The sequence below is a fragment of the Asanoa hainanensis genome (assembly GCF_900188485.1).
Lineage (GTDB): Bacteria > Actinomycetota > Actinomycetes > Mycobacteriales > Micromonosporaceae > Asanoa > Asanoa hainanensis.
In genome coordinates this window covers 76,793-99,084 of sequence record NZ_FZPH01000021.1, presented here as the reverse complement: position 1 = coordinate 99,084, position 22,292 = coordinate 76,793, and the positions used below count along the sequence as shown (strand labels likewise).

The 22,292-nt window shown below is 70.5% G+C and carries 18 protein-coding genes; 13 read left to right on the top strand and 5 right to left on the bottom strand.

Translation table 11 applies throughout. The features are described 5' to 3' along the window. The first annotated feature begins 174 nt into the window (after nucleotides 1-174). From CHC05_RS35520 to serA, 5 genes are all read left to right on the top strand, one after another. Nucleotides 175-2,553: a putative bifunctional diguanylate cyclase/phosphodiesterase gene (locus CHC05_RS35520; RefSeq protein ID WP_425426895.1), complete on the top strand. Its 2,379-nt coding sequence runs from the start codon at nucleotides 175-177 to the stop codon at nucleotides 2,551-2,553. A 188-nt stretch (nucleotides 2,554-2,741) separates the two neighbouring features. Then, nucleotides 2,742-4,640 (top strand): acetolactate synthase large subunit, encoded by a 1,899-nt coding sequence (locus CHC05_RS35515; protein WP_089255018.1) that lies wholly within the window; start codon nucleotides 2,742-2,744, stop codon nucleotides 4,638-4,640. Continuing rightward, nucleotides 4,640-5,155 (top strand): acetolactate synthase small subunit, encoded by a 516-nt coding sequence (gene ilvN, locus CHC05_RS35510; RefSeq protein ID WP_089255017.1) that lies wholly within the window; start codon nucleotides 4,640-4,642, stop codon nucleotides 5,153-5,155. Before CHC05_RS35515 ends, ilvN begins: the two co-directional genes overlap by 1 nt. 27 nt (nucleotides 5,156-5,182) lie before the next feature. After that, complete coding sequence (gene ilvC / locus CHC05_RS35505; RefSeq protein ID WP_089255016.1) at nucleotides 5,183-6,196, top strand: ketol-acid reductoisomerase; 1,014 nt, start codon at nucleotides 5,183-5,185, stop codon at nucleotides 6,194-6,196. 162 nt (nucleotides 6,197-6,358) lie between these two features. Then, nucleotides 6,359-7,957 (top strand): phosphoglycerate dehydrogenase, encoded by a 1,599-nt coding sequence (gene serA / locus CHC05_RS35500; RefSeq protein WP_089255015.1) that lies wholly within the window; start codon nucleotides 6,359-6,361, stop codon nucleotides 7,955-7,957. Nucleotides 7,958-8,013: 56 nt separating this feature from the next. On the opposite strand, the gene CHC05_RS35495 is transcribed toward serA, so the two are convergent. Both CHC05_RS35495 and CHC05_RS35490 read right to left on the bottom strand, forming a co-directional pair. Next, a complete protein-coding gene (locus CHC05_RS35495) occupies nucleotides 8,014-8,364 on the bottom strand; it encodes a hypothetical protein (protein ID WP_089255014.1) in 351 nt (116 codons plus the stop codon). 545 nt (nucleotides 8,365-8,909) lie between these two features. Continuing rightward, nucleotides 8,910-9,719 (bottom strand): FAD:protein FMN transferase, encoded by an 810-nt coding sequence (locus CHC05_RS35490; protein ID WP_089255013.1) that lies wholly within the window; start codon nucleotides 9,717-9,719, stop codon nucleotides 8,910-8,912. Between the two features lie 185 nt (nucleotides 9,720-9,904). Here CHC05_RS35490 and CHC05_RS35485 point away from each other — a divergent pair, with 185 nt between their 5' ends. The 3 genes from CHC05_RS35485 (at nucleotide 9,905) to CHC05_RS35475 (ending at nucleotide 13,991) form a co-directional block, all read left to right on the top strand. Next, on the top strand, nucleotides 9,905-10,936 hold the full coding sequence (locus tag CHC05_RS35485) for a 3-isopropylmalate dehydrogenase (protein ID WP_089255012.1): 1,032 nt from the start codon (nucleotides 9,905-9,907) through the stop codon (nucleotides 10,934-10,936). A gap of 179 nt (nucleotides 10,937-11,115) precedes the next feature. Then, on the top strand, nucleotides 11,116-12,210 hold the full coding sequence (locus CHC05_RS35480; RefSeq protein WP_089255011.1) for a branched-chain amino acid aminotransferase: 1,095 nt from the start codon (nucleotides 11,116-11,118) through the stop codon (nucleotides 12,208-12,210). 761 nt (nucleotides 12,211-12,971) lie between these two features. Continuing rightward, nucleotides 12,972-13,991 carry an LppU/SCO3897 family protein gene (locus tag CHC05_RS35475; RefSeq protein ID WP_144022914.1) on the top strand — a complete coding sequence of 340 codons (1,020 nt, stop codon included), beginning with the start codon at nucleotides 12,972-12,974 and terminating at the stop codon, nucleotides 13,989-13,991. 27 nt (nucleotides 13,992-14,018) lie between these two features. On the opposite strand, the gene CHC05_RS35470 is transcribed toward CHC05_RS35475, so the two are convergent. Beyond that, on the bottom strand, nucleotides 14,019-14,753 hold the full coding sequence (locus tag CHC05_RS35470) for a tyrosine-protein phosphatase (RefSeq protein WP_089255009.1): 735 nt from the start codon (nucleotides 14,751-14,753) through the stop codon (nucleotides 14,019-14,021). Between the two features lie 100 nt (nucleotides 14,754-14,853). Next, on the bottom strand, nucleotides 14,854-15,276 hold the full coding sequence (locus tag CHC05_RS35465; protein WP_179266515.1) for a PRC-barrel domain-containing protein: 423 nt from the start codon (nucleotides 15,274-15,276) through the stop codon (nucleotides 14,854-14,856). A 311-nt stretch (nucleotides 15,277-15,587) separates the two neighbouring features. Between CHC05_RS35465 and cimA the strand changes: the two genes are divergently transcribed. Beyond that, on the top strand, nucleotides 15,588-17,171 hold the full coding sequence (cimA, locus tag CHC05_RS35460) for a citramalate synthase (RefSeq protein WP_089255008.1): 1,584 nt from the start codon (nucleotides 15,588-15,590) through the stop codon (nucleotides 17,169-17,171). Here the strand turns inward: cimA and CHC05_RS35455 are convergent. Continuing rightward, complete coding sequence (locus CHC05_RS35455) at nucleotides 17,168-18,103, bottom strand: endonuclease/exonuclease/phosphatase family protein (protein WP_089255037.1); 936 nt, start codon at nucleotides 18,101-18,103, stop codon at nucleotides 17,168-17,170. The two genes, cimA and CHC05_RS35455, sit on opposite strands and share 4 nt — an antisense overlap. A 145-nt stretch (nucleotides 18,104-18,248) precedes the next feature. Between CHC05_RS35455 and CHC05_RS35450 the strand changes: the two genes are divergently transcribed. From CHC05_RS35450 to CHC05_RS35435, 4 genes are all read left to right on the top strand, one after another. Continuing rightward, nucleotides 18,249-19,178 (top strand): phosphotransferase, encoded by a 930-nt coding sequence (locus CHC05_RS35450; protein WP_179266513.1) that lies wholly within the window; start codon nucleotides 18,249-18,251, stop codon nucleotides 19,176-19,178. A 70-nt stretch (nucleotides 19,179-19,248) separates the two neighbouring features. Beyond that, the gene (locus CHC05_RS35445) at nucleotides 19,249-20,340 is read left to right on the top strand and encodes an AAA family ATPase (RefSeq protein WP_089255006.1); all 1,092 of its coding nucleotides are present in this window, start codon (nucleotides 19,249-19,251) and stop codon (nucleotides 20,338-20,340) included. After that, the gene (locus CHC05_RS35440; protein ID WP_089255005.1) at nucleotides 20,337-21,311 is read left to right on the top strand and encodes a DUF58 domain-containing protein; all 975 of its coding nucleotides are present in this window, start codon (nucleotides 20,337-20,339) and stop codon (nucleotides 21,309-21,311) included. Before CHC05_RS35445 ends, CHC05_RS35440 begins: the two co-directional genes overlap by 4 nt. Continuing rightward, complete coding sequence (locus tag CHC05_RS35435; RefSeq protein WP_245871381.1) at nucleotides 21,308-22,291, top strand: VWA domain-containing protein; 984 nt, start codon at nucleotides 21,308-21,310, stop codon at nucleotides 22,289-22,291. Before CHC05_RS35440 ends, CHC05_RS35435 begins: the two co-directional genes overlap by 4 nt. The last annotated feature ends 1 nt before the right edge of the window (nucleotide 22,292 follow it).

Sequence of the window (22,292 nt, the reverse complement as noted above, 5' to 3'; positions counted from 1 at the left end):
GAGCGCTCGTGAGGTACGCCAAACGTCCATCAGGCGGGACGACAGCGGGCGTGATTTGTGCCATATGCCGGAATGTGCGCAACAAGCCAGTCCGCTACACGTCGCACACAGAGTCCCCCATGCACGGTTTCGATCCGGCACAGTTGATACGTGCACTTCGGGACTGGTGCTGCGTTGGCGGCCGCCGCAGGCACCTTGGCGGCCGCGGTCGTCACGGTCCTGTTGGTCTCATCCGCGCGCGCCCGGGTCGGTGCCGCGCGGCAGGCCCACCTCATGCTCGCGATCGGCAGCGCCCTCGCCGCGCTGACCACCGCGATCGCCCTCGTCGGCGTCCTCACCTTCGCCGAGCAGTGGACCCACCACCAGGCGGCCCGCACCAACTTCGCGATCGGCATCGGCCTCGGCACGGCCATCAGCTCCATCGTGATGTGCGCCGGGCTGCTCCGGCTGCCGTGGGCGGCCGGCACCCGCCGGATCGCCGGCCGGCACCTGCTCGACGCGCTGGTGATCGCGTTCGCGCTGTGGTTCGTCGGCTGGGTGCTGGTCTCCCCACCGGCCCAGATCTTCGGCGCCTCGACCCCGCGCCCCTGCGTCGGCATCTTCGTCGCCGCCGCCGCGGCCGCCCTCGCGGTCGGCATCGTCGTGATCGTCACCATGCGCGGCGCCGGGTCGCGGCTGCGTCTCCTGTTGATGGGCTGCGGCGCGATCTCGGTGGCCGCCTGCGGGGTCGGGCTCACCGCCGGGCTCTGCCAGAGCGGCCCCGGCCTGGCCACGCTCAGCGGCGTGGTGATGCCGATCGCGCTGATGGTGGTGGCCTTCGCCGGCCGCGGCCGCGACACCGAGGCGATCGCCGAGCTCGACGTGATCCGGCGCGGGGCGTCCTACGCGTTCGTCCCGATGCTCGCGATGGCGATCTCCGGCATGGTGCACGTGATGGCCGGCGGGCAGATCACCACGATGGGCATCGCGCTCGGCAGCCTCGAGGGTTTCGCGCTGGCCGTCCGGCAGTTCGTGGCGCTCCGCGACGTGCGCAACTACGCGATCCGCATGCAGGACCGCGAGGCGCACTTCAAGGAGCTGGCGCACACCGACCCGCTCACCGGCCTGGCCAACCGCCGCGGCCTGCTGCGCGCGCTGGCCGAAGAGGTCGAGCCCGACAAGCCCTGCGTGCTGCTCGGCCTCGACCTCGACGGTTTCAAGAACGTCAACGACATGCGCGGCCACGACGTCGGCGACGACGTGCTGGTCGAGGTCGGCCAGCGGCTCCGGATGAACCTGCGCCCCGGCGACGTGGCGGCCCGGCTGGGCGGCGACGAGTTCGCGGTGCTGATGTGGGCCAAGCCGCACGAGGCGCAGGGCGCCGCCGAGCGCCTGCTGGGCGTGCTCAACAAGCCCTACGAGCAACAGTCCGGCCGCGTCTTCCTGAGTGTCAGCATCGGCGTCGCCGGCGGCGAGACCGCGTCCGACGACGCCACCCTCCTGCAGCACGCCGACCTCGCGCTGCGCTACGCCAAGCAGCGCGGCAAGAACCGGGTCGAGCGCTACCACGCCTCCTACGACCAGCTCCTGCGCCGGCGCACCACGATCGAGCACGAGCTGCGCGGTGCGATCGACCGGGGCGAGCTGCACCTCGCGTTCCAGCCCGTGGTGATCATGCCGTCGATCCGGCCGGTCGGCGCCGAGGCGCTGATCCGCTGGCACCACCCCGAGCTCGGCCAGGTGAAGCCCGACGACTTCATCCCCATCGCCGAAGAGTGCGGCATGATCGCCAAGGTCGGCGCCTGGGTCCTCCACCAGGCGTGCCACCAGCTCTCCCGCTGGCTGGCCGACGGCCACGACGTCTGGGTGAGCGTCAACGTCTCGCCGCGCGAGCTGCACGCGGCGGAATACGTCGACCAGGTCGCCGACGCCCTGCGGGCACACCGCGTGCCGCCGCAACGGCTGGTGCTGGAGGTGACCGAGCAGGCGGTCGCCATCGACCTCGACGAGCTGATCAAGCGGTTGCGGGCGCTGCGTGCCATCGGCGTCCGCATCGCCCTCGACGACTTCGGCAGCGGGTTCTCCTCGCTCGGCCAACTCCGCCGGCTACCGATCGACATCCTCAAGATCGACCACAGCCTGGTCGCCGAGACCGAGCCGAGCGTCGACCACGGGCTCGTCACCCTGGCCGGTGGGCTCGAGCCCACCGCCAAGGCCAAGCCGCAGGGTGGCCCGCTCGTCGACATCGTGGTCCGGCTAGGTCACCGGCTCGGCCTCGAGGTGATCGCCGAGGGTGTCACCAACCAGCGCGAGCAGGCCGCCGTCCAGGGCGCCGGGTGCCGGTTCGGCCAGGGCCAGCTCTTCGGCTGGGGCGTGCCGGCGGAGCACTTCGAGGCGTTGCTCGACGCGTCCACCTCACCGGGCGCGCGACCCGAGAAGAAGGTCAAGACCGACAAGATCGCTGATCGCCCTGCGTGTGGGGAGCTCGCACCACCCGCCCAGCGGCTCGCACCGACACCGCCCGTCCAAGATGTGGGATCAGTTGACTCATCCCGCGAGATACGTCAGAGTTAGCCCCATGTCGCCACGCTGGTCGTCTCGAGTACTTACCTGAGCGCACTCTCGTTCTTAGAGAGTGCGCTGGCCCCATGCATCGAGCATGAGGGCCATTTTTGTGCCCGGACACACGTGACCCCGATCACTGAAGGTCACCAAAGAACACCAACACCACACGAGCGCAGAACCGAGCGAAGGCACCCGCCATGACGAGACCCACTCCCGAGACCATCGCCCACCGGATCCATGCGACCCCCGCGACGGTCGCCGCACAGGCGGCGCACGGCAACCACGCCGAGCGCCAGCAGCCGGCGGAGCGGCACCAGGCCGAGCGCCCGGCGCCGGCCGCCCAGCCCGCCCCGGCCAAGATCACCGGCGCGCAGTCGCTCGTCAAGTCGCTCGAGTCGCTCGGCGTCGAAGTCGCGTTCGGGATCCCCGGTGGAGCGATCCTCCCCTTGTACGACCCGATCTACGACTCCTCCGTCCGCCACATCCTCGTCCGCCACGAGCAGGGCGCGGGTCACGCGGCCACCGGCTACGCCCAGGCCACCGGCAAGGTCGGCGTCTGCATCGCCACCTCCGGCCCGGGCGCGACCAACCTGGTCACGCCGATCGCCGACGCGTACATGGACTCGGTTCCGGTCGTCGCGATCACCGGTCAGGTGCCGCGCCCCTCGATCGGCACGGACGCCTTCCAAGAGGCCGACATCCAGGGCATCACCCTGCCGATCACCAAGCACAACTTCCTCGTGCAGACCGCCGAGGAGATCCCGCAGGTCCTGGCCGAGGCGTTCCACCTGGCCAGCACCGGCCGGCCCGGCCCGGTCCTGGTCGACGTGCCCAAGGACGTGCTGCAGGCGCAGACCACCTTCGCCTGGCCGCCGACGCTCGACCTGCCCGGCTACCGGCCGACGATGCACCCGCACGGCAAGCAGATCCGCGAGGCCGCGCGGCTGATGAGCACCGCCAAGCGCCCCGTCCTGTACGTCGGCGGCGGCGTGCTCAAGGCCGGCGCCACCGAGGGCCTGCGCAAGCTCGCCGAGCTCACCAACATCCCGGTGGTCACCACCCTGATGGCCCGCGGCGCCTTCCCGGACTCGCACCCGCAGCACCTCGGCATGCCCGGCATGCACGGCACGGTCGCCGCGGTCTACGCGCTCCAGAAGTCCGACCTGCTGGTCTGCCTCGGCGCCCGGTTCGACGACCGGGTGACCGGCAAGCTCGACTCGTTCGCGCCCGACGCGGCGATCGTGCACGCCGACATCGACCCCGCCGAGATCGGCAAGAACCGCGCGGCCGACGTCCCGATCGTGGGTGACGCCCGCTACGTGATCGACGAGCTGATCGGCGCGATCACCGCCGAGCAGGCCGCGGGCCGCACCGGCGACCGCACCGCGTGGTGGGGCCAGCTCGACGACCTGCGCCAGCGCTACCCGCTCGGCTACGACGAGCCCTCCGACGGCACGCTCGCGCCGCAGTACGTGATCGAGCGGATCGGCAAGATCGCCGGACCGGACGCGATCTACTGCGCGGGCGTCGGCCAGCACCAGATGTGGGCGTCGCAGTTCATCAGCTACGAGAAGCCGCACACCTGGCTCAACTCCGGCGGCGCCGGCACGATGGGCTACGCGGTGCCCGCGGCGATGGGCGCGAAGGTCGGCATGCCGGGCACCACGGTGTGGGCGATCGACGGCGACGGCTGCTTCCAGATGACCAACCAGGAGCTCGCGACCTGCGCGCTGGAGGGCATCCCGGTCAAGGTCGCCGTGATCAACAACGGCAACCTCGGCATGGTCCGGCAGTGGCAGACGCTGTTCTACGGCGAGCGCTACTCCAACACCGACCTGGGCACGCACAAGCACCGCATCCCCGACTTCGTGAAGCTGGCCGAGGCGCTCGGCTGCATCGGGCTGCGCTGCGAGACGAAGGAAGACGTCGACAAGACGATCGAGGCCGCGATGGCGATCAACGACGCCCCGGTGGTCATCGACTTCGTGGTCGGCAAAGACGCCATGGTGTGGCCGATGGTGGCCGCCGGCACGAGCAACGACGAGATCATGTTCGCCCGCGGCGTCCGCCCGGCCTTCGACGAGGATGAGTTGTGATGTCCAAGCACACCCTTTCCGTGCTCGTGGAGAACAAGCCCGGTGTCCTGGCCCGCGTCTCGGGTCTGTTCTCCCGGCGCGGCTTCAACATCGACTCGCTGGCGGTCGGTGAGACGGAGCACGCCGAGATCTCCCGCATCACGATCGTCGTCAACGCCGACGAGTCGCCGCTGGAGCAGGTCACCAAGCAGCTCAACAAGCTGGTCAACGTCCTCAAGATCGTTGAGCTCGACCCGGTGCAGTCGGTGCAGCGCGAGCTCGTCCTGGTCAAGGTGCGTGCCGACCGCGCGATCCGCTCGCAGGTGCTCGAGACGGTCGACCTGTTCCGCGCCCGCGTCATCGACGTGGCCGCCGACACGTTGACTATCGAAGCCACCGGCACTTCGGACAAGCTGGACGCGCTGCTTCGCGACCTGGAACCGTACGGGATCAAGGAGATGGTCCAGTCGGGGATGGTCGCGATCGGGCGCGGGTCACGTTCCATCACCACGGGGCCGGCGCTCCGCGCCGCCTAAGAGACAGCAACACGCGAGAGGGAAGCAATGACCGCAGAGGTTTTCTACGACGACAACGCCGATCTGTCGATCATCCAGGGCAAGAAGGTCGCCGTCCTGGGGTACGGCAGCCAGGGGCACGCGCACGCCCTGTCGCTGCGGGATTCCGGCGTCGACGTCGTGATCGGCCTGCCGGAAGGCTCGAAGAGCCGCGAGAAGGCGCAGGAGCAGGGGCTGCGCGTCGAGACGCCGGCTGACGCCTCCGCGTGGGCCGACGTCACCATGGTGCTCGCGCCCGACACCGCCCAGCGCAAGCTCTACGCCGAGGCGATCGAGCCGAACCTGACGGCGGGCAAGGCGCTCTTCTTCGGGCACGGCCTGAACATTCGGTACGGCTTCATCACCCCACCGGCCAACGTGGACGTCGCGATGGTGGCGCCCAAGGGCCCGGGTCACCTGGTCCGCCGGCAGTACGTCGACGGCAAGGGCGTGCCCGTGCTGGTCGCCGTCGAGCAGGACGCGACCGGCGAGGCGTTCCCGCTGACCCTCTCGTACGCGAAGGCGATCGGTGGCCTGCGGGCCGGCGGCATCAAGACCACCTTCAAGGAGGAGACCGAGACCGACCTGTTCGGCGAGCAGGCCGTCCTCTGTGGAGGCGCGTCGGCGTTGGTGCAGACCGGTTTCGAGGTGCTCACCGAGGCGGGCTACGCCCCGGAGATCGCCTACTTCGAGTGCCTGCACGAGCTCAAGCTCATCGTCGACCTGATGTACGAGGGCGGCATCGCCCGGATGCGTTACAGCGTCTCGGACACCGCCGAGTACGGCGACTACTCCCGTGGCCCGCGCGTCATCGACGGCCGCGTGAAGGAAGAGATGAAGCGCATTCTCTCCGAGGTGCAGTCCGGTGAGTTCGCTCGTGAGTGGATCGCCGAGGACGACAACGGCCGTCCGAACTTCACCAAGTGGCGCCAGGAAGGCGCGGCTCACCCGATCGAGGAGACCGGTCGCAAGCTGCGCGGCATGATGAGCTGGGTGGACCGCCCGATCACCGAGACCGCGTGACGACCAACACGTTCGGGGTCTGACAGCGGGTCCCACCGGGGCGAAAGCTCCCGTTGTGAGGGCAAACACGCCAGAGAGAGAACATGGGGCGCCGGCCGGCCGCCTACCATTTCAGTGGTAGGCAGCCGCTGCCGGCGCCCTTTCCCTAATTTACGAGGACCTATGACTCCCGTAGTTCTTATCGCCGAAGAACTGGCCCCCGCCGCGATCGACGTGCTCGCGCACGACTTCGACGTCCGGCACGTCGACGGCTCCGACCGCGAGGCACTGTTGCCCGCGCTCGCCGAAGCCGACGCGGTGATCGTCCGCAGCGCCACCCAGATCGACGCCGCCGCGATCGCGGCCGCCCCACGGCTCAAGGTCGTGGCCCGCGCGGGTGTCGGGCTCGACAACGTCGAGGTGCCCGCCGCCACCGCGCGTGGCGTCATGGTGGTCAACGCGCCGACGTCCAACATCGTGTCCGCGGCCGAGCAGGCCGTCGCGCTGCTGCTCGCCGTCGCACGCAACACGGCGAGCGCGAGCACCGCGCTCAAGGCGGGGGAGTGGAAGCGGTCCAAGTACACCGGCGTCGAGGTCCAGGGGAAGACCGTCGGCGTGGTGGGTCTGGGTCGCATCGGCGTGCTGTTCGCCCAGCGGATCGCGGCCTTCGGCACCCGGCTGATCGCCTACGACCCCTACGTGCAGCCGGCCCGGGCCGCGCAGCTCGGCGTGCGCCTGGTTGGTCTGGAGGAGTTGCTGCGGGAGAGCGACTTCATCTCCATCCACCTGCCGAAGACGCCGGAGACCGTCGGCCTGATCGGTGAGAAGGAACTGGCGCTGGTCAAGCCCGGCGTCCGCATCGTCAACGCCGCGCGCGGCGGCCTGATCGACGAGCAGGCGCTCGCCGACGCGATCGCCGAGGGCCGGGTCGGCGGTGCCGGCATCGACGTGTACTCCAAGGAGCCGTGCACCTCGTCGCCGCTGTTCGCGTTCGACAACGTGGTCGCCACCCCGCACCTGGGCGCTTCGACCGCCGAGGCGCAGGACAAGGCCGGCCTCGCCGTCGCCCGCTCCGTCAAGCTCGCGCTCCAGGGCGAGTTCGTGGCCGACGCGGTCAACGTGCAGGCCGGCGGCGTCGTCGCCGAAGACGTCCGACCGCTGCTGCCACTCGCCGAGAAGCTCGGCCGCGCGTTCACCGCAGTCGCCGGCGGCGTCGCCGCAAGCGTGACCGTCGAGGTCAGCGGCGAGGTCCTGGCCAACGAGGTGTCGGTGCTCAAGCTCGCCGCCACCAAGGGCCTGTTCGCGTCCGTGGTCGAGGAGCAGGTCACCTACGTCAACGCCCCGCACATCGCGGCGGACCGCGGCGTCGAGGTCGACCTCGTCACGCTGACCGACACCAGCGACCAGCCGACGCTCGTCACGGTCCGCGGCGCCCTGCCGGACGGCCGCACGGTGAGCGTCTCGGGCACCGTCACCATCTCGGGCAGCCGCGAGATCGCCAAGCTGACCGAAGTGGACGGTTTCGCGCTCGAGCTGGCCGCCGACGGCATCCTGCTCTTCTTCCGGTACGCGGACCGGCCCGGTGTGGTCGGCGCGATCGGCTCGATCCTCGGCGAGGCGGGCGTCAACATCGCCGCCATGCAGGTCGCCCGGCGCGAGGCCGGCGGTGAGGCGCTGATGACGCTGACCGTCGACAACTCGGTCGACGCGGAACTGCTCGCGGCGGCCCAGGCCAAGATCGGTGCCGGCTCGGCCAGCGCCGTGGACCTGCGTACCGAATAAGCGCATCAAAACGGGACGGGCGGCCAGTGTGCCGCCCGTCCCGTTTATTCATGTTGTCAGGAGGTCATCGCTCCCGGCGGGTAGACCGTGCCGCCCTGCGGGTCGAACAACAGCAACCCGTGCTTGCCGGCGAGCTCCTCCACGGCCAACAGCACCTCGTCGGGGCAGTCCTCGTCGAGCTTCATCTCGACGTGGTCGATCGCCACGTGGAGGGGCGTGACCGCCCACGGCGAACCATTCGTGTTCCGGTCCGGGTATGCCGACGTCATAGCGACATAGAAGTCGGCGATCTTCCGGTGCGGCGCACCGTCAACGTGCTCGCCCTGTCGGCACAGCTCAAAGGCCGCGCCCACATCCTCTGCCGAGGCGTCCGGCTCCATCGCCCAGACCACCAGATCGAAACTCACGGCCCATACTGTGCCATATGGCTTGGACGCTCCGTGGTGCCGAGCAGGTCGTGTTCCGCGACGCTCTCTGCCCCTTGCTTCGCTCGGGCAGAGAGCGCCGCGGAACACGACCGCACCACTACGCATCCAAGCGTGTGCAGCCACCGTGCTAGGCGGGGTAGTCGCCACGGTTTGCGGTGGACACCTTCTCGCCTTTCGTTGGGCAAGATCTTGTCGACATCAGCGCCGCTTCGCAGTGCGGGTTTCGGTGGTTTCGCAGGGGTCGCACCTTCGTCGGACGCGACAAACCCGGCTGGCGCCGCACCCACTGCCCGGTACGACCGACGCCGTAAAACCTTGGCCACAATAAAAATCAGCTCCCCCGTCGCCTCGGCAATGGCGATGGGGGAGCTGATCTACGTTCGCGTGCACTGGTTGCGCACTGCGGAGGGTGGCTCACAGCACCTTCGCATCAACAGGTCACCCGAAGACCTGATCCGCGTCGGAAAACCTCACTGCGTAACCGCGCGACCACGCTATCGATTCTCTGGCTCGGGACGCAAGGGTCACACGGCGCCGCGTGTCGCGTACTCCTCCTGCATCAAACTCGCCGTATAGCCCTCTGTTGTGGGGAACCAAGCCAGCCCAGCCTCGCCGGCGGCGTAGAGAGCTGTCGCATATGCGTCAGCTACGGCCAGGTCAGGGCCCATGACCGTCGCGGCGCGGATCTCGTCGACGGGAGTCGCGCGGTGTGGGTCCATGACGTGGCCGCGGCGGCCGGTCACGCCGGAGGTGCCGATGGCGCCCGACGTGAGCTCGAGCTGAACCGGTTTGCGGCGCGCGTCGTACGGGTGGTGCACCGCGACCTTCCACGGGCCGCCATGGGGGGCCGTGCCGCGTACCGTCAGGTCGCCTCCGCTGGCCACCGCGTAGTCGGTGATGCCGGCGGCCCGGACCCGGGCGGCGGCGCGTTCCATGGCCCAGCCTTTGACGAGGGCGCTGGGGTCGAAGCCGCCGGGTGCGGACCAGGCGTCGAACCAGCCGTCGGTGGCGGCGCGCATGGCGTCGCAGCGGGCCACGAGATCGGCGAGGGGTGCGTACGCGTCGGCGGACACCTCGCCGCGCCGGAGACGGGCGACCAGGCTGGCCTCGCGCAGGGGGCTGTAGGCGACGTCGATCGCGCGCAGCTCACCGACGGCGTCGGCGATGGCGGCCGCCAGTTCCTTGCGGCTCATGGTGGCGGGGCTGACCAGGGTCAGCGTGAAACCCGCGGTCGAGGTCTGCACGCTGTGGTGTGCGACCAAGCCACCGTTGGCGGCGGCGGGGTGGGCGAGCGTCGTGGCCGAGCCGCCGCCTAGGCGTAGGTCTGGGCGCATTGGGCCCCCTTCCGGCTGTGACTGCGTTAAACCTAGGATTTGCGGGTGACGAGGGCATGAGCACCGGCTGAGAGTTTGCTGGGTAAGTCTGCCCGATTCCGCATAGTGGGAGCGACTTACCGCTTTGCGGGACGATGGCTTAACGTTTGTTAGACGTTTCGCTACGAAGGAGCTTTGACGTGTCTGTGGCGCGGATCGCGGTGGTGGCCGGCGACGGCATCGGTCCCGAGGTGATCGACCAGGCGCGCAAGGTGCTCGACGCGGTGCTCCCGGGTGTCGAGGCGACCGAATACGACCTTGGCGCGGCGCGCTACCACCGCACCGGCGAGGTCCTGCCCGACTCCGTGCTCGACGAGCTTCGCGGGCACGACGCGATCCTGCTCGGCGCCGTCGGCGACCCGACCGTGCCGCCGGGCGTGCTGGAGCGCGGCCTGCTGCTCAAGCTCCGCTTCGCCTTCGACCAATACGTCAACCTGCGCCCCTCGCGGCTCTTCCCGGGCGTGGTCAGCCCGCTGGCCGGGGTCAAGCCCGGCGAGATCGACATGATCGTGGTGCGCGAGGGCACCGAGGGTCTCTACGCCGGCGCCGGCGGCGGCCTCCACCGGGGCACGCCCGCCGAGATCGCGACCGAGGAGAGCCTCAACACGCGGCACGGCGTCGAGCGCGTGATCCGCGACGCGTTCGCCCGGGCCACGCGGCGTCCCCGCCGCAAGGTCACCCTCGTCCACAAGACCAACGTGCTCACCCACGCGGGCTCGTTGTGGGCGCGCACGTTCGACGCGGTCGCCGCCGAGCACCCCGACGTGGCCACCGAATACCAGCACGTCGACGCCGCCGCGATGTTCCTCGTGACCCAGCCGCAGCGCTACGACGTGATCGTCACCGACAACCTCTTCGGTGACATCCTCACCGACATCGCCGCCGCCGTGACCGGTGGCATCGGCATGGCCGCCAGCGGTTGCATCAACCCCGAGCGGGTCCACCCGTCGATGTTCGAGCCGGTGCACGGCTCGGCGCCCGACATCGCCGGCAAGGGCGTGGCCGACCCGGCCGCCGCCGTGCTCTCGGTGTCGCTGCTGCTCGACCACCTCGGGCACGCCGACGCCGCACACCGAGTAGCCGAGGCGGTCGCCGCCGAGCTCGCCGGGCGCACGTCCGGCACGCCGCTGCGTACCGCCGAGGTCGGTGACCGGCTCGCCGCCGGCGCCGTGGGCTGAGCCCGCCTTTCCGGTTGAACCGTTTCGCATCATTAGGCGTCGGAAGAATCAGGACCCTTCGGGCGAACCGTTTCGTCCGCCGCCCTCTCGCCCTTGAACGACCGTTCGGGGTAAGTTTCTTGCGCAGCCTTTACTGAGCGTTGCCGGCCCCCGCCGGCTTACCTGGAGGTCCAACGCCGATGAGCGGTGGTGACAAGCTCGACTTCGAGATTCGCCCGAATCCCCAGCCGGTACCCGCCGCCGAGCGCGCCGCGCTGATGGTCGACCCAGGGTTCGGTCGGGTCTTCACCGACCACATGGTGACCGCGCGTTACGCCGACGGCAAAGGTTGGTACGAGGCCCGCGTCGAGGCCCGCGCCCCGATCCCGATGGACCCGGCCAGCGCCGTCCTGCACTACGCCCAGGAGATCTTCGAAGGGCTGAAGGCATACAAGAACACGGACGGCACGGTGACGATGTTCCGCCCGGAGGCCAACGCCGCGCGGTTCACCACGTCGGCCACCCGCCTCGCGATGCCCCACCTGCCCGAGGGCGCGTTCGTCGACTCGCTCCGGCACCTGATCAGCGTCGACCGCGAGTGGATCCCCTCGGACGACGAAGGCAGCCTCTACCTGCGGCCGTTCATGTTCGCCAGCGAGGTCTTCCTGGGCGTCCGCCCGGCGATGGAATACCTCTACGTGGTGATCGCGTCGCCGGTCGGCTCGTACTTCAAGCACGGCATCAAGCCCGTCAACGTCTGGGTCTCACCGAACTACACGCGAGCGGCCCCGGGCGGCACCGGCGCGGCGAAGTTCGGCGGCAACTACGCGGCGTCGCTGCTGCCGCAACAGGAGGCGGCCGCCAACGGCTGCGACCAGGTGGTCTTCCTCGACGCCGTCGAACAGCGCTGGATCGACGAGCTCGGCGGCATGAACATCTTCTTCGTGTACGACGACGGCACGCTGGTCACGCCGCCACTCGGCACGATCCTGCCGGGCATCACCCGCGAAGCCATCATGCGTCTGGCCGAGGACGACGGCCGGGCGGTGATCGAGCGCCCAGTGGCCTTCGACGAATGGCACAAGGACGCCGATCGCGGCCGCATCCGCGAGGCGTTCGCCTGTGGCACCGCGGCGGTCATCACCCCGATCGGCGAGGTCCGCTTCGAAGGAGGCGCGTTCAAAATGGGCGACGGCACCTCCGGCGAAGTCACGATGAACATCCGCAAACGCCTGGTAGACATCCAACGCGGCCGCGCCGCGGACACCTATGGCTGGGTGCACAAGGTTTTCTGACCTTTCTTCACTGTGAAAGGCGCATCGGGCTTGGCCTAGGTGGGTCTTTCCGTGTCCCGGGTCAGGTGGAAGGCGTGCCGGGCTTGGCCTAGGTGCGTCTTTCCGTGTCCCGGGTCCGTCGTGGGCACGACCGTCGCTCCCGCCGGAATTCAGCCTCCGCCGATGGTTACGCTCAAAGCTCCTTTTCGGACCTGACCGGGTCCGATGTGGATTTGGGCCCGTAGTTCTGACCCCGCTCCCGCCGCCGGCCGAGCAATGCGCCGGCGGTGAGCAGTAGTCCGGCCAGGGCGGCGACGAGCCGGAAGCTGCGGGGATCATTGCGCGGCCGGGCGCTGCCGACAACGGGTGGTCGCCAGCGGTCTCTGCGATCGGCGCGGTCGCCGCGCGACGAAGCTCGGCGCGGTCACCGCCGTGCTCTGCCTCCCCTACGCCGCCGTGGTGGGTGGCCATGCCGTTGGTGGGGACGCCGCCGCCGCCCGGCACCGCCGCCGGCACCGGCGCGGGCGGCGGCGCCGGCGGTGGCGGCGGTGGCGTGGGCGGTGGTGCGGTCTGGGTGTGCGGGGTTTGGGTTGGCTCCGCGTTGGGCGGTGCCGGCGGGCGAAAGCCACCGAAAGGAAATTGCCGAACAAAGAGCGAAGTGACAGTAAGCGGCCGTCGTTCGGGGCTACACGGGGGCCAAATGGATGATCGGCTTGGGGCAACGGGCCGGGAACCGATCATCTAGCGTTCCGCTCGGAGTTTGATCTTCGAGAGGAACACCCGTGTCCGAGCCGTCCACGACGCCGCCGCCCTCTTCACCACCGCTGGACGGGGCGCCCACCCCGCCCGCTTCGCCCCCGGCCGATGGAGGGAACGCCTCGTCGCTGCCCGCCTCGCCGACCCCGCCGCCGGTGGATGCGGCGGACGCACCGCCGCTGTCGGCGGATGCCGTCGCATCGCTGCCGGATGGGGCGCCCGCCGCGACCTTGCCCGCGGACGCCGCCTCGGTGGCTTCGGACGAGGCGCCGGGTGCGTCCCTGCCAGCGGACGCCGTCTCGGTGGCTTTGGACGAGGCGCTGGGTGCGTCCCTGTCCGCGGACGGGATTGTGGTGCCGTCGGGTGGGGTGCCTGCGCCGTCGCTGTCCGCGGACGCCGCCTCGGTGGCTTCGGACGCGGCGCCGGGTGCGTCTCAGTCCGCGGACGCGGGCCCGGTCCCGTCGGATGCGCAGGCTCCGCCGCCGTTGCCCGGGGGCGCCACTGCGGGGCTGTCGGGCGAGGCGCGGACTCCGACTTTCGTCGGCGAGACCTCGTCGCCGGCGCCGGCGCCGGCGCAGGCGGAGGGCGAGGAAGCCCCCTCGCTGGATGCCGACGCCACCGTGCCGTCGGCGGACGGTGACTCTTTCGCGGAGCGGGAGGAGCTGGGGGAACCCGTCCGGGGGAGGAGCAAGGCGGTCGTTCTCGGCAAGGTTCTGGCCGTGCTCGTCGCCGTGCTCGGGGTGGCGGGGCTCGTGGGCTATGGGTGGTCGGTGGTGACGCGCGACCGTGAACCCGAGGTCGCCTCCGCCGGTGAGTGTCTGGTCGGCCAGACGGCCCAGGACATGAAGATCGTGCGTTGCGACGACGCGACCGCCCAATGGACGGTGGTCGGCAGGGTCGATGGGATTCGGCAGAAGGACTTCCTGGCCGCAGGTAAGAACGAAGCTACCTGCGACCCCTGGAAGACCACGGCCGTCTCCTACTGGACCGGCGAGAAGAACGGCACCGGTCACGTGCTTTGTCTGGAGCCCATCAAGAAGAAGTGACGCCGGCGCGGACGGGGAGCCCGCGGCCTACGCCGCGCGGTCCCCGTCCGTCAGCAGGTGCGAACGCAGCGCCGCCAGGTCGTCCGTGGTCAGGCCGGCGTGGGTCGCGTAGCCCTCGATCGAGCCGTGCCGGTCCCGTAGTTCAGCGAGAAACAACAGCATCGCCGTCGCGGGTGAGGCCATGAACGGCGTCGGTGGTACCTCGGCGTCCGGGAGCGCCGCGCGCAACCACGCCGAGAACCGTTGCGATGCCGCCGTGCTCAGGGCGTAGTCCGCTGCCACGTCGTCGTCCGCGACTCCCAGCAGCGACAGCGTCAGCGCGCACACCACGCCTGTGCGGTCCTTGCCCGCTACGCAGTGCACGACCACCGGGCCGGCGGTCGGGTCCGCGATGACCTTCAGGGCCGCCGCGATGCCCGCTGTGCCGATGTCGGCCAGCTCCCGGTAGCGGTCGGCGATGAACCGGTCAATCGTCTCGTCCGGGCCCGCCGCGGTCCACTCCGGGTGCTCCGGGTGGATGTGCTGGTAGCTCAGCCCGGGATAGTCGACCACCCGGCCGTCACGGGCCACCTCACGCGGGCGGCGGAGGTCGATGACCGTGCGCACTCCCAGAGAAGGCAGCGCGGCCGGGTCGACGCGGTGCACCGAGTCGGACCGGAACACCTGGCGCCACCGCACGGTGCGCCCGTCGTGCCCGGCATAGCCGCCGATGTCGCGGAAGTTGAAGACGCCGTCGAGGGGATACGACCGGTTGGGCTCCATGCCAGAACCTTAACCGATTCAGAAGAATCCACTGTGGACAAGAAAAGGGCGGCGCCCGCCGAAGGAAGGACGGCGGGCGCCGCCGCGAGGAACAACCGAACTACAAGCGCGGCCCGGCGGAGTCGTACATGCCGCCGTAGTAACCGCCGAGCTTGTCCCGGTAGGCCGGATCGCTGTGGCTGTCCGCGTCGTACTCCGGAGCCGACTTGATCTGGTCCTTGTCCCGGTCGACGTAGACCTTCTGCTCGTCGTGGTCCACGCGGTTGACGACACCGGCCGGGAGCATGACCTTCTTGCCGAAGATCCACGCGCCGGTGTCCACCACGAGGTAGCTCGAAGCGACGTCGTAGCTGTGCGCATCGATCTTGCCGATGCTGCCGTCGGTCGCCTCGACCTTGTAGCCGACCAGGTCCGAGCCGGTCACACCAGCCTCGTCGCGGAACGACCACGGGTCGAACGCACCGGTAGGCACGCCGCCGTGGGCACCAGAGGGAGGCGTCGGCTGAGGGTTGAGCTGGTCCATGAGAACCTTCACTCCTCGTATCGACTGTCGTACTCGGTCGACAAGTTCCTACCCGGCGCAACGCGGACGAAAACCACCAAGGGGAGTTCCCGACATGTGGTCAGGTGCTTGGTGTCACGGCACGACCGTGGCAAAGTACGGAGCGTGACACCGCTCGCCCTCATTATTGGCAGCTAGCGCGCCGGCAACCAACACCGCCGAGCGCGCAGACCTCCCGCATTCCAGCGGGGGGTCTTTTTGCTTGAAGCGAGCCCTGTGTTGCAGTGCGCGACGCGCAAAGCCCCACCGCCTCCGAAAGAAGGACCAGGATCATGCCCTACCAGGTGTACGACACCACGCTGCGCGACGGGGCACAGCGCGAGGGGATCAGTTACTCGGTGGTCGACAAGCTCGCCGTCGCCCGCCTGCTCGACGAGTTCGGCGTCGGCTTCATCGAGGGCGGATGGCCCGGCGCGATGCCCAAGGACACCGAGTTCTTCCGGCGCGCCCGCAACGAGCTCGACCTGAAGCACGCCCAGCTCGTGGCGTTCGGCGCCACCCGCAAGGCCGGCGTCGGGGTCAACGAGGACCCGCAGGTGCGCGCGCTGCTCGACGCCGAGACGCCCGCCGTCTGCCTGGTCGCGAAGTCCGACATCCGGCACGTGGAGCGGGCCCTGCGCACGACCGGCGACGAGAACCTCGCGATGGTGCGGGAGACCGTGGCCCACTTCGTGAAGAACGACCGCCGCGTCTTCCTCGACTGCGAGCACTTCTTCGACGGCTTCCGCCACGATCCCGCGTACACGGCCGAAGTGGTGCGGGCCGCCTTCGAAGGCGGCGCGGAACGCGTGGTGATGTGCGACACCAACGGCGGCATGCTCCCGTCGCGGATCACCGCCGCGATCCAGGACCTCACGACCCGGCTCGGAGTCAGCGCCGACCAACTCGGCATCCACTGCCAGAACGACACCTCGTGCGCCGTGGCCAACACGGTCGCCGCGGTCGAGGCCGGCGTCGAGCACTTCCAGTGCACCGCCAACGGCTACGGGGAACGGCCGGGCAACGCCGACCTGTTCGCCGTCGTCGCGAACCTCCAACTCAAGCTGGGCCTGCCCGTCCTACCCGACGGCTGCCTGGAACAGGCGATGCGGGTGTCCCACTCGATCGCCGAGATCGCCAACATCGCACCCGACACCCACCAGGCGTACGTGGGAGCTGCGGCGTTCGCCCACAAGGCGGGCCTGCACGCGAGCGCGATCAAAGTGGATCCCCTGCTCTACAACCACGTCGAGCCCTCGGTTGTCGGCAACGACATGCGGATCCTGGTAACCGAGATGGCCGGCCGGGCCAGCATCGAGCTCAAGAGCCGTGAGCTCGGTATCGACCTGGCCGGCCATCCGACCGAGCTGTCCCGCGTCACCCAGCGGGTCAAGGACCTCGAGGCGGGCGGCTGGTCGTTCGAGGCCGCCGACGCGAGCTTCGAGCTGCTGGTCCGGGGCGAGTTCGCGGAGGTGCCGCGGCCGTTCGCGCTGGAGTCCTACCGGGTGCTGGTCGAGCACCGCGAGGACGGCGCGGTGGTCTCCGAGGCGACCGCGAAGGTGCGCGTCAAGGGCGAGCGGGTCATTGCCACGGCCGAGGGCAACGGCCCGGTCAACGCCCTCGACGAGGCGCTGCGGCTGGCTCTGTCGAAGCACTACCCGGAGCTGACGAGCTTCGTGCTGGCCGACTACAAGGTGCGCATCCTGGAGGGCTCGCACGGCTCCGGTGCGGTCACCCGCGTGCTGGTCGAGACCAACGACGGCCACGGCCGCGACTGGACCACCGTCGGCGTGCACGAGAACGTCGTCGAGGCGAGCTGGCACGCCCTGGTCGACGCACTGACGTACGGCCTCAACCGGGCCACCGCGAAGAACTAAAGAGAAGGCAGGGAGATCTCCGCGAAGACGGCGCTGTGGTCGCTGCCCGGCAGCGGCCACACCGCGTACTCGCGGATCGCCACCCGCGGGTCGACCAGGATGTGGTCGATCGCGATGGGTGGCAACGAGAACCCGTGGTCGATCGGCCGCCAGGTGCCCGACAGCCCATGCCCCGCGGTGGCCCCCGCGTCGCGATATCCCGTTGCCAGCAAGGCCCGCATCGGCTCATGGTCCAATGTGGCGTTGAAGTCGCCCATCAGCAGCCGGATCGGACCGTCCGGTGTGGCCGGTCGTTGCCCACGCATGCCGGCGAACCAGCACGGCACGTCGGCCAGGCTGAGTGGGGCGCAGGAATGCACCGACTCGATGACCAACGGTGCGCCGCCGGGCAGCGTCACCGTCGCGTACGCCTGCGTGAAGCCGGACTCGTGCTGGTGGATGCCAGTCCCGGTGAGCGGCAACCGGGAGTACAGCCCGCCGTTGACGTAGATCGCGGGGTCGTCGACGATCCGGTGCGGCAGTTCCGCGCCGATGCCGGCGGCGTCGAAGGCCGCGATGAAGCCGGAGTTGAGCTCCTGCACCGCGAGCACGTCGATCTTGTGTTCCCGGACGAGGTCGACCAGCACCGCCGGGTCCGCCTCGCCGTGCTTGATGTTGGCCGTCATGACCCGCAGCCGCGGCCCGCCCGCGTCGGCCGCAAGGCCAGGAACGGCCCGCGGCAGCACCACGCCGGCCAGCGCGGCCAGCGACAGGGCCGCGACCGCCGCCGCCTTCCAGCGCCGCAGGGCCAGCGCACCCACCAGCGGCAGCACGCTCAGGCCGGCGGCGTACGGGGTGTAGGCCACCAGGTGCACCAGCGGCCCACGTTCCCACCCCGCGAGGCGCACCGCGGCCAGCGCCGCCCCCGGTGTGACGGTCAGCCAGCAGGCCACCGCCGCCGCGACCGACCGCCCCCGCTGGTCGGGGGCGGCGGCGATGATCTGCTGGCGAGCCGTCTTCACACAGAGCACGCTAACCATCCGGTGTGAAGGATTGGTGCGCTTCCGACGGAGATCCACCCGCCGGTATCGTCGGCCGATGCCCGTCACCGCGGAAGCCGTGTGCGCCGCCTTCGGGCTGCCGGAGCGCGGCGCGACGATCACCGTGCACACCCACGTGACCTGGCGGTTGACCACCAAAAGCGCCGAGTTCCTGGCCAAGCGGATCCCGGAGGCCTGGGCGACCGAGATCGGCGCCGCGATGGCGCTGGAGGGCGCCGCGCGGGCTGCCGGCATCCCCGTACCAAGCCCGGTCGTGCCCGTGCACCCCGTGGTCGGGTGTGCCGCCCGGCTCCCGGACGGCACGCTGGTCCGGGTCTCGGAGTGGGTCGACGGCCGCCCGATCGAGGCGGGCGACGACCTCGCCGACTGGCTGGGCAAAACGGTGGCCCGGCTCAACACGCTGCGCCCGCGCGCAGCCGCCGAGCCCGTCGTCTACGGCATCCACCCGCCGGAGAGCTGGGCCGCGTGGCAGGCCGAGGGCGAGCGCCAGGCCCGACCGTGGGCGGCAATGCTGGCCCGCAGGCGAAACGACGTGGCCGAGGCCACGCGCTGGGTCAAGAGCGCGTTCGAACGCGCGGGCGACTACGTCGAGACCCATCGCGACCTGGAGCCGTGGAACGTCCTGGTGACCCCGCAAGGCCCGGTGATCGTCGACTGGGACGGCGCCGGCGGGGACAGCGCCGGCCTGGTTGCCGCGCACGCCGCGTACGCCTTCGGTGGTGGCCATGGCCCGCGAACCGACCGCGCGTTGGCCGCCTACGTGGCCCACGGCGGGCGGCTGCCGTCCCCGGAGGACCGCTTCGCCCGCCGCGTCGGGCTGATGCTCAGCCGGCTCGCCGAGCGGATCAACTGGACCCTGGGGGAGGGCGACCCGAGCCCGTTTCCGATCGAGGAACTGGATCGCACCGCGGGCGACCGGCTGCGCGATCTGCCGGCCTTCGTCGCTGACCTGCGGGAACCTAGATGATCTAGAGAATAGTCGCCACAAATTGGGCTAAAAGGCTCCCAACCGCGTGTCCAACCGGGAGTCTCGACACATGACGCCCAGCTTGCCGCCGCCGTCCGAGTTCGACTTCGCGGAGGAGACGCCCGACGAGGCGTACGCGGCCGGCTCCGACCCCGCCGCCGCGCGGCAGACCAGCGCGGTCCTGGAGGAGGTGCTCTTCGAGGTCAAGCGGGTGATCGTCGGACAGGACCGGCTGGTCGAGCGCCTGGTGGTCGCGCTGCTCGCCGACGGCCATTGTTTGCTGGAGGGCGTACCCGGCGTGGCCAAGACCCTGGCCGCACAGACCCTCGCGGAAACCATCGGCGGCACCTTCTCCCGGATCCAGTTCACCCCCGACCTGGTGCCCTCGGACATCGTCGGCACCAGGATCTACCGCTCCTCGACGGAGTCGTTCGACGTCGAGCTGGGCCCGGTGATGGCCAACCTCCTGCTGGCCGACGAGATCAACCGGGCTCCGGCCAAAGTGCAGTCGGCGTTGCTGGAGGCCATGGCCGAGCGGCAGGTGTCGATCGGTGGCAAGTCCTGGCCGGTCCCCGAGCCGTTCCTCGTGCTGGCGACGCAGAACCCGATCGAGTCGGAGGGCGTCTACCACCTGCCGGAGGCGCAACGGGACCGGTTCCTCATGCGCGTGGTCGTGGGCTACCCGACCGACCAGGACGAGCTGGGCATCCTCTACCGGATGAGCGGGGAGCAACCACAGCCGCGCCGGGTGCTCGACCCGGCCCGCCTGCGCGAGCTGCAGGGCCTCAACCGCAAGGTCTTCGTGCACCACGCCATCGCCGAGTACGTCGTCCGCCTGGTGCTGGCGACCCGCGAGCCCGCCCGGTTCGGCCTGATCGAGGTGGCCAGGCACCTGGCGTACGGCGCGAGCCCGCGGGCGACCCTCGGCCTGGTCGCCGCCGCCCGGGGCCTGGCCCTGCTGCGCGGCCGCGACTACGTGGTGCCCGACGACGTCCGTGAGCTCGCGGCCGAGGTGATCGCGCACCGGCTGGTGCTCTCCTTCGACGCGATCGCCGACGGCGTGACCGCCGAGTCCCTGGTGGAAAAGCTCGTCGAGGTGGTCCCACCGCCGCATCTGGCGCCGGAGACCGACGCGGAGCTTCGGGGACTGGCGGCGGCATGACCCGCGGCGCGGCCGAGACGACCGTGCGGCAGCTCGCACCGGAGGAGCGGCTGCGCCGGCTCGAGCTGATGGTCACCCGGCGCCTGGACGGCATGCTCCAGGGCCAGTACCTCGGTCTGCTCCCCGGGCCGGGATCCGAGTTCGCCGGCTCGCGCGAGTACCGCCCGGGCGAGGACGAGGTGCGCTGGATGGACTGGGCGGTCACCGCCCGCACCAACGTGCCGCACGTCCGCGAGGTCGACGCGGACCGGGAACTGACCACCTGGGTGCTCGTGGACGGCTCGGCCAGCATGGACTTCGGCACCGCCGAGGTGGAGAAGCGGGAGCTGGCGGTCGCGGCGGTGGCCGCGGTCGGCTTCCTCACCGCCGGTGCCGGCAACCGGATCGGCGCCCACGTGCTGCGCCGCGACGGGATCCGCCGCGTGCCGGCGCGCACCGGTCGCGTACACCTCCAGGCTCTGCTGCACGACCTGCTGGGCGCCAAGCGCGAGGAGGAAGGCGCCGACGGCGCCGATCTCGCCACCGCCATCGAAGGCCTGCAGCGCGCGGCCATCCACAGGGGACTCGCGGTCGTGGTGTCGGACTTCCTCGACGACGCGGCCGACGGGACGTTCGCCTGGGAGCGCCCGCTCAAGCGGCTGGCCGCCCGGCACCAGGTGCTGGCCGTCGAGGTGACCGACCCGCGCGAGCTCGAGCTGCCCGACGTCGGCCTGATCACCTTCGTCGACCCGGAGACCGGCCGGCGGCGCGAGGTCTCGACCGGCAACCGCCAGCTTCGCGAGCGGTACGCGGCCGCCGCGCTGGAGCAGCGCGCGGAGGTGGCCGCCGCGCTGCGCCGCACCGGCGTCGGCCACCTTCCACTGCGGACGGACCGGGACTGGGTGGCCGACATCGTCCACCACGTGCTGAGCCAACGCCGGCGGGCCCGTGCCGCGCCGGCCCGGCCGCGACCAGCCGGGGGTGCCGGGTGAACAACGGGGTTCCGGACGTCGCCTTCCTCAACCCGGGCCGGCTCTGGCTGCTGGTCGGTGTGGCGCTGGTGGCCGTCGGCTACGTGTACATGCAACGGCGGCGCAGCCGGTACGCCGTGCGGTTCACCAACCTGCGCCTGCTCGACAAGGTCGCGCCGTCCCGCCCGGCCTGGCGCCGCCACGTGCCGGCCGCGCTCTTCATCGCGATGCTGGCCCTGCTGGTGGTCGGCTTCGCCCGGCCAACCGACGAGGTGCGGGTGCCCAAGGAGCGCGCCACCGTCATGATCGCGGTCGACGTGTCGGCCTCGATGCTCGCGACGGACGTGCCGCCGGACCGGCTGCGGGCGGCCAAGGAAGCCGCCCGCGAGTTCGCCGACCAGCTTCCGCGCCACTTCAACGTCGGCCTGGTCGCCTTCGCCGGCAACGCCACCGTCGTGGTGCCGCCGAGCCCCGACCGCGACGTGTTCAAGGCCGGTGTGGACCGGCTCTCCGAGACCACCGCGGGGCTGGGCGGCACCGCGATCGGCGAGGCGATCACCACCTCGCTGGACGCCATCCGCAGCATCGACGCGCGGGCCGACAAGGACCCACCGCCGGCCCGGATCGTGCTGCTCTCCGACGGCGCCAACACGTCCGGGAGGGACCCCGACGAGGCGGCGAGCGAGTCCGACACGGCCGGCATCCCCGTCGACACGATCTCCTTCGGCACCACGGCGGGCGAGATCGCGCGGCGCGGCGGGGTCGCGATGTCGGTGCCGGTCGACGGCGAGACGCTGCGCGGGGTGGCCGAGAAGACCAACGGCAGCTACCACGAGGCGGACTCCAAAGAGGAACTACGCAAGGTGTACGCCGACATCGGCACCTCGGTGGGCTATGTCAACGAACGCGCGGACGTCTCGGCGCGCTTCATCGGCCTCGCCCTCATCCTGGCCATGGTGACCGCGCTCGCGTCGATGTTCTGGTTCTCCAGGATCCCGTGAG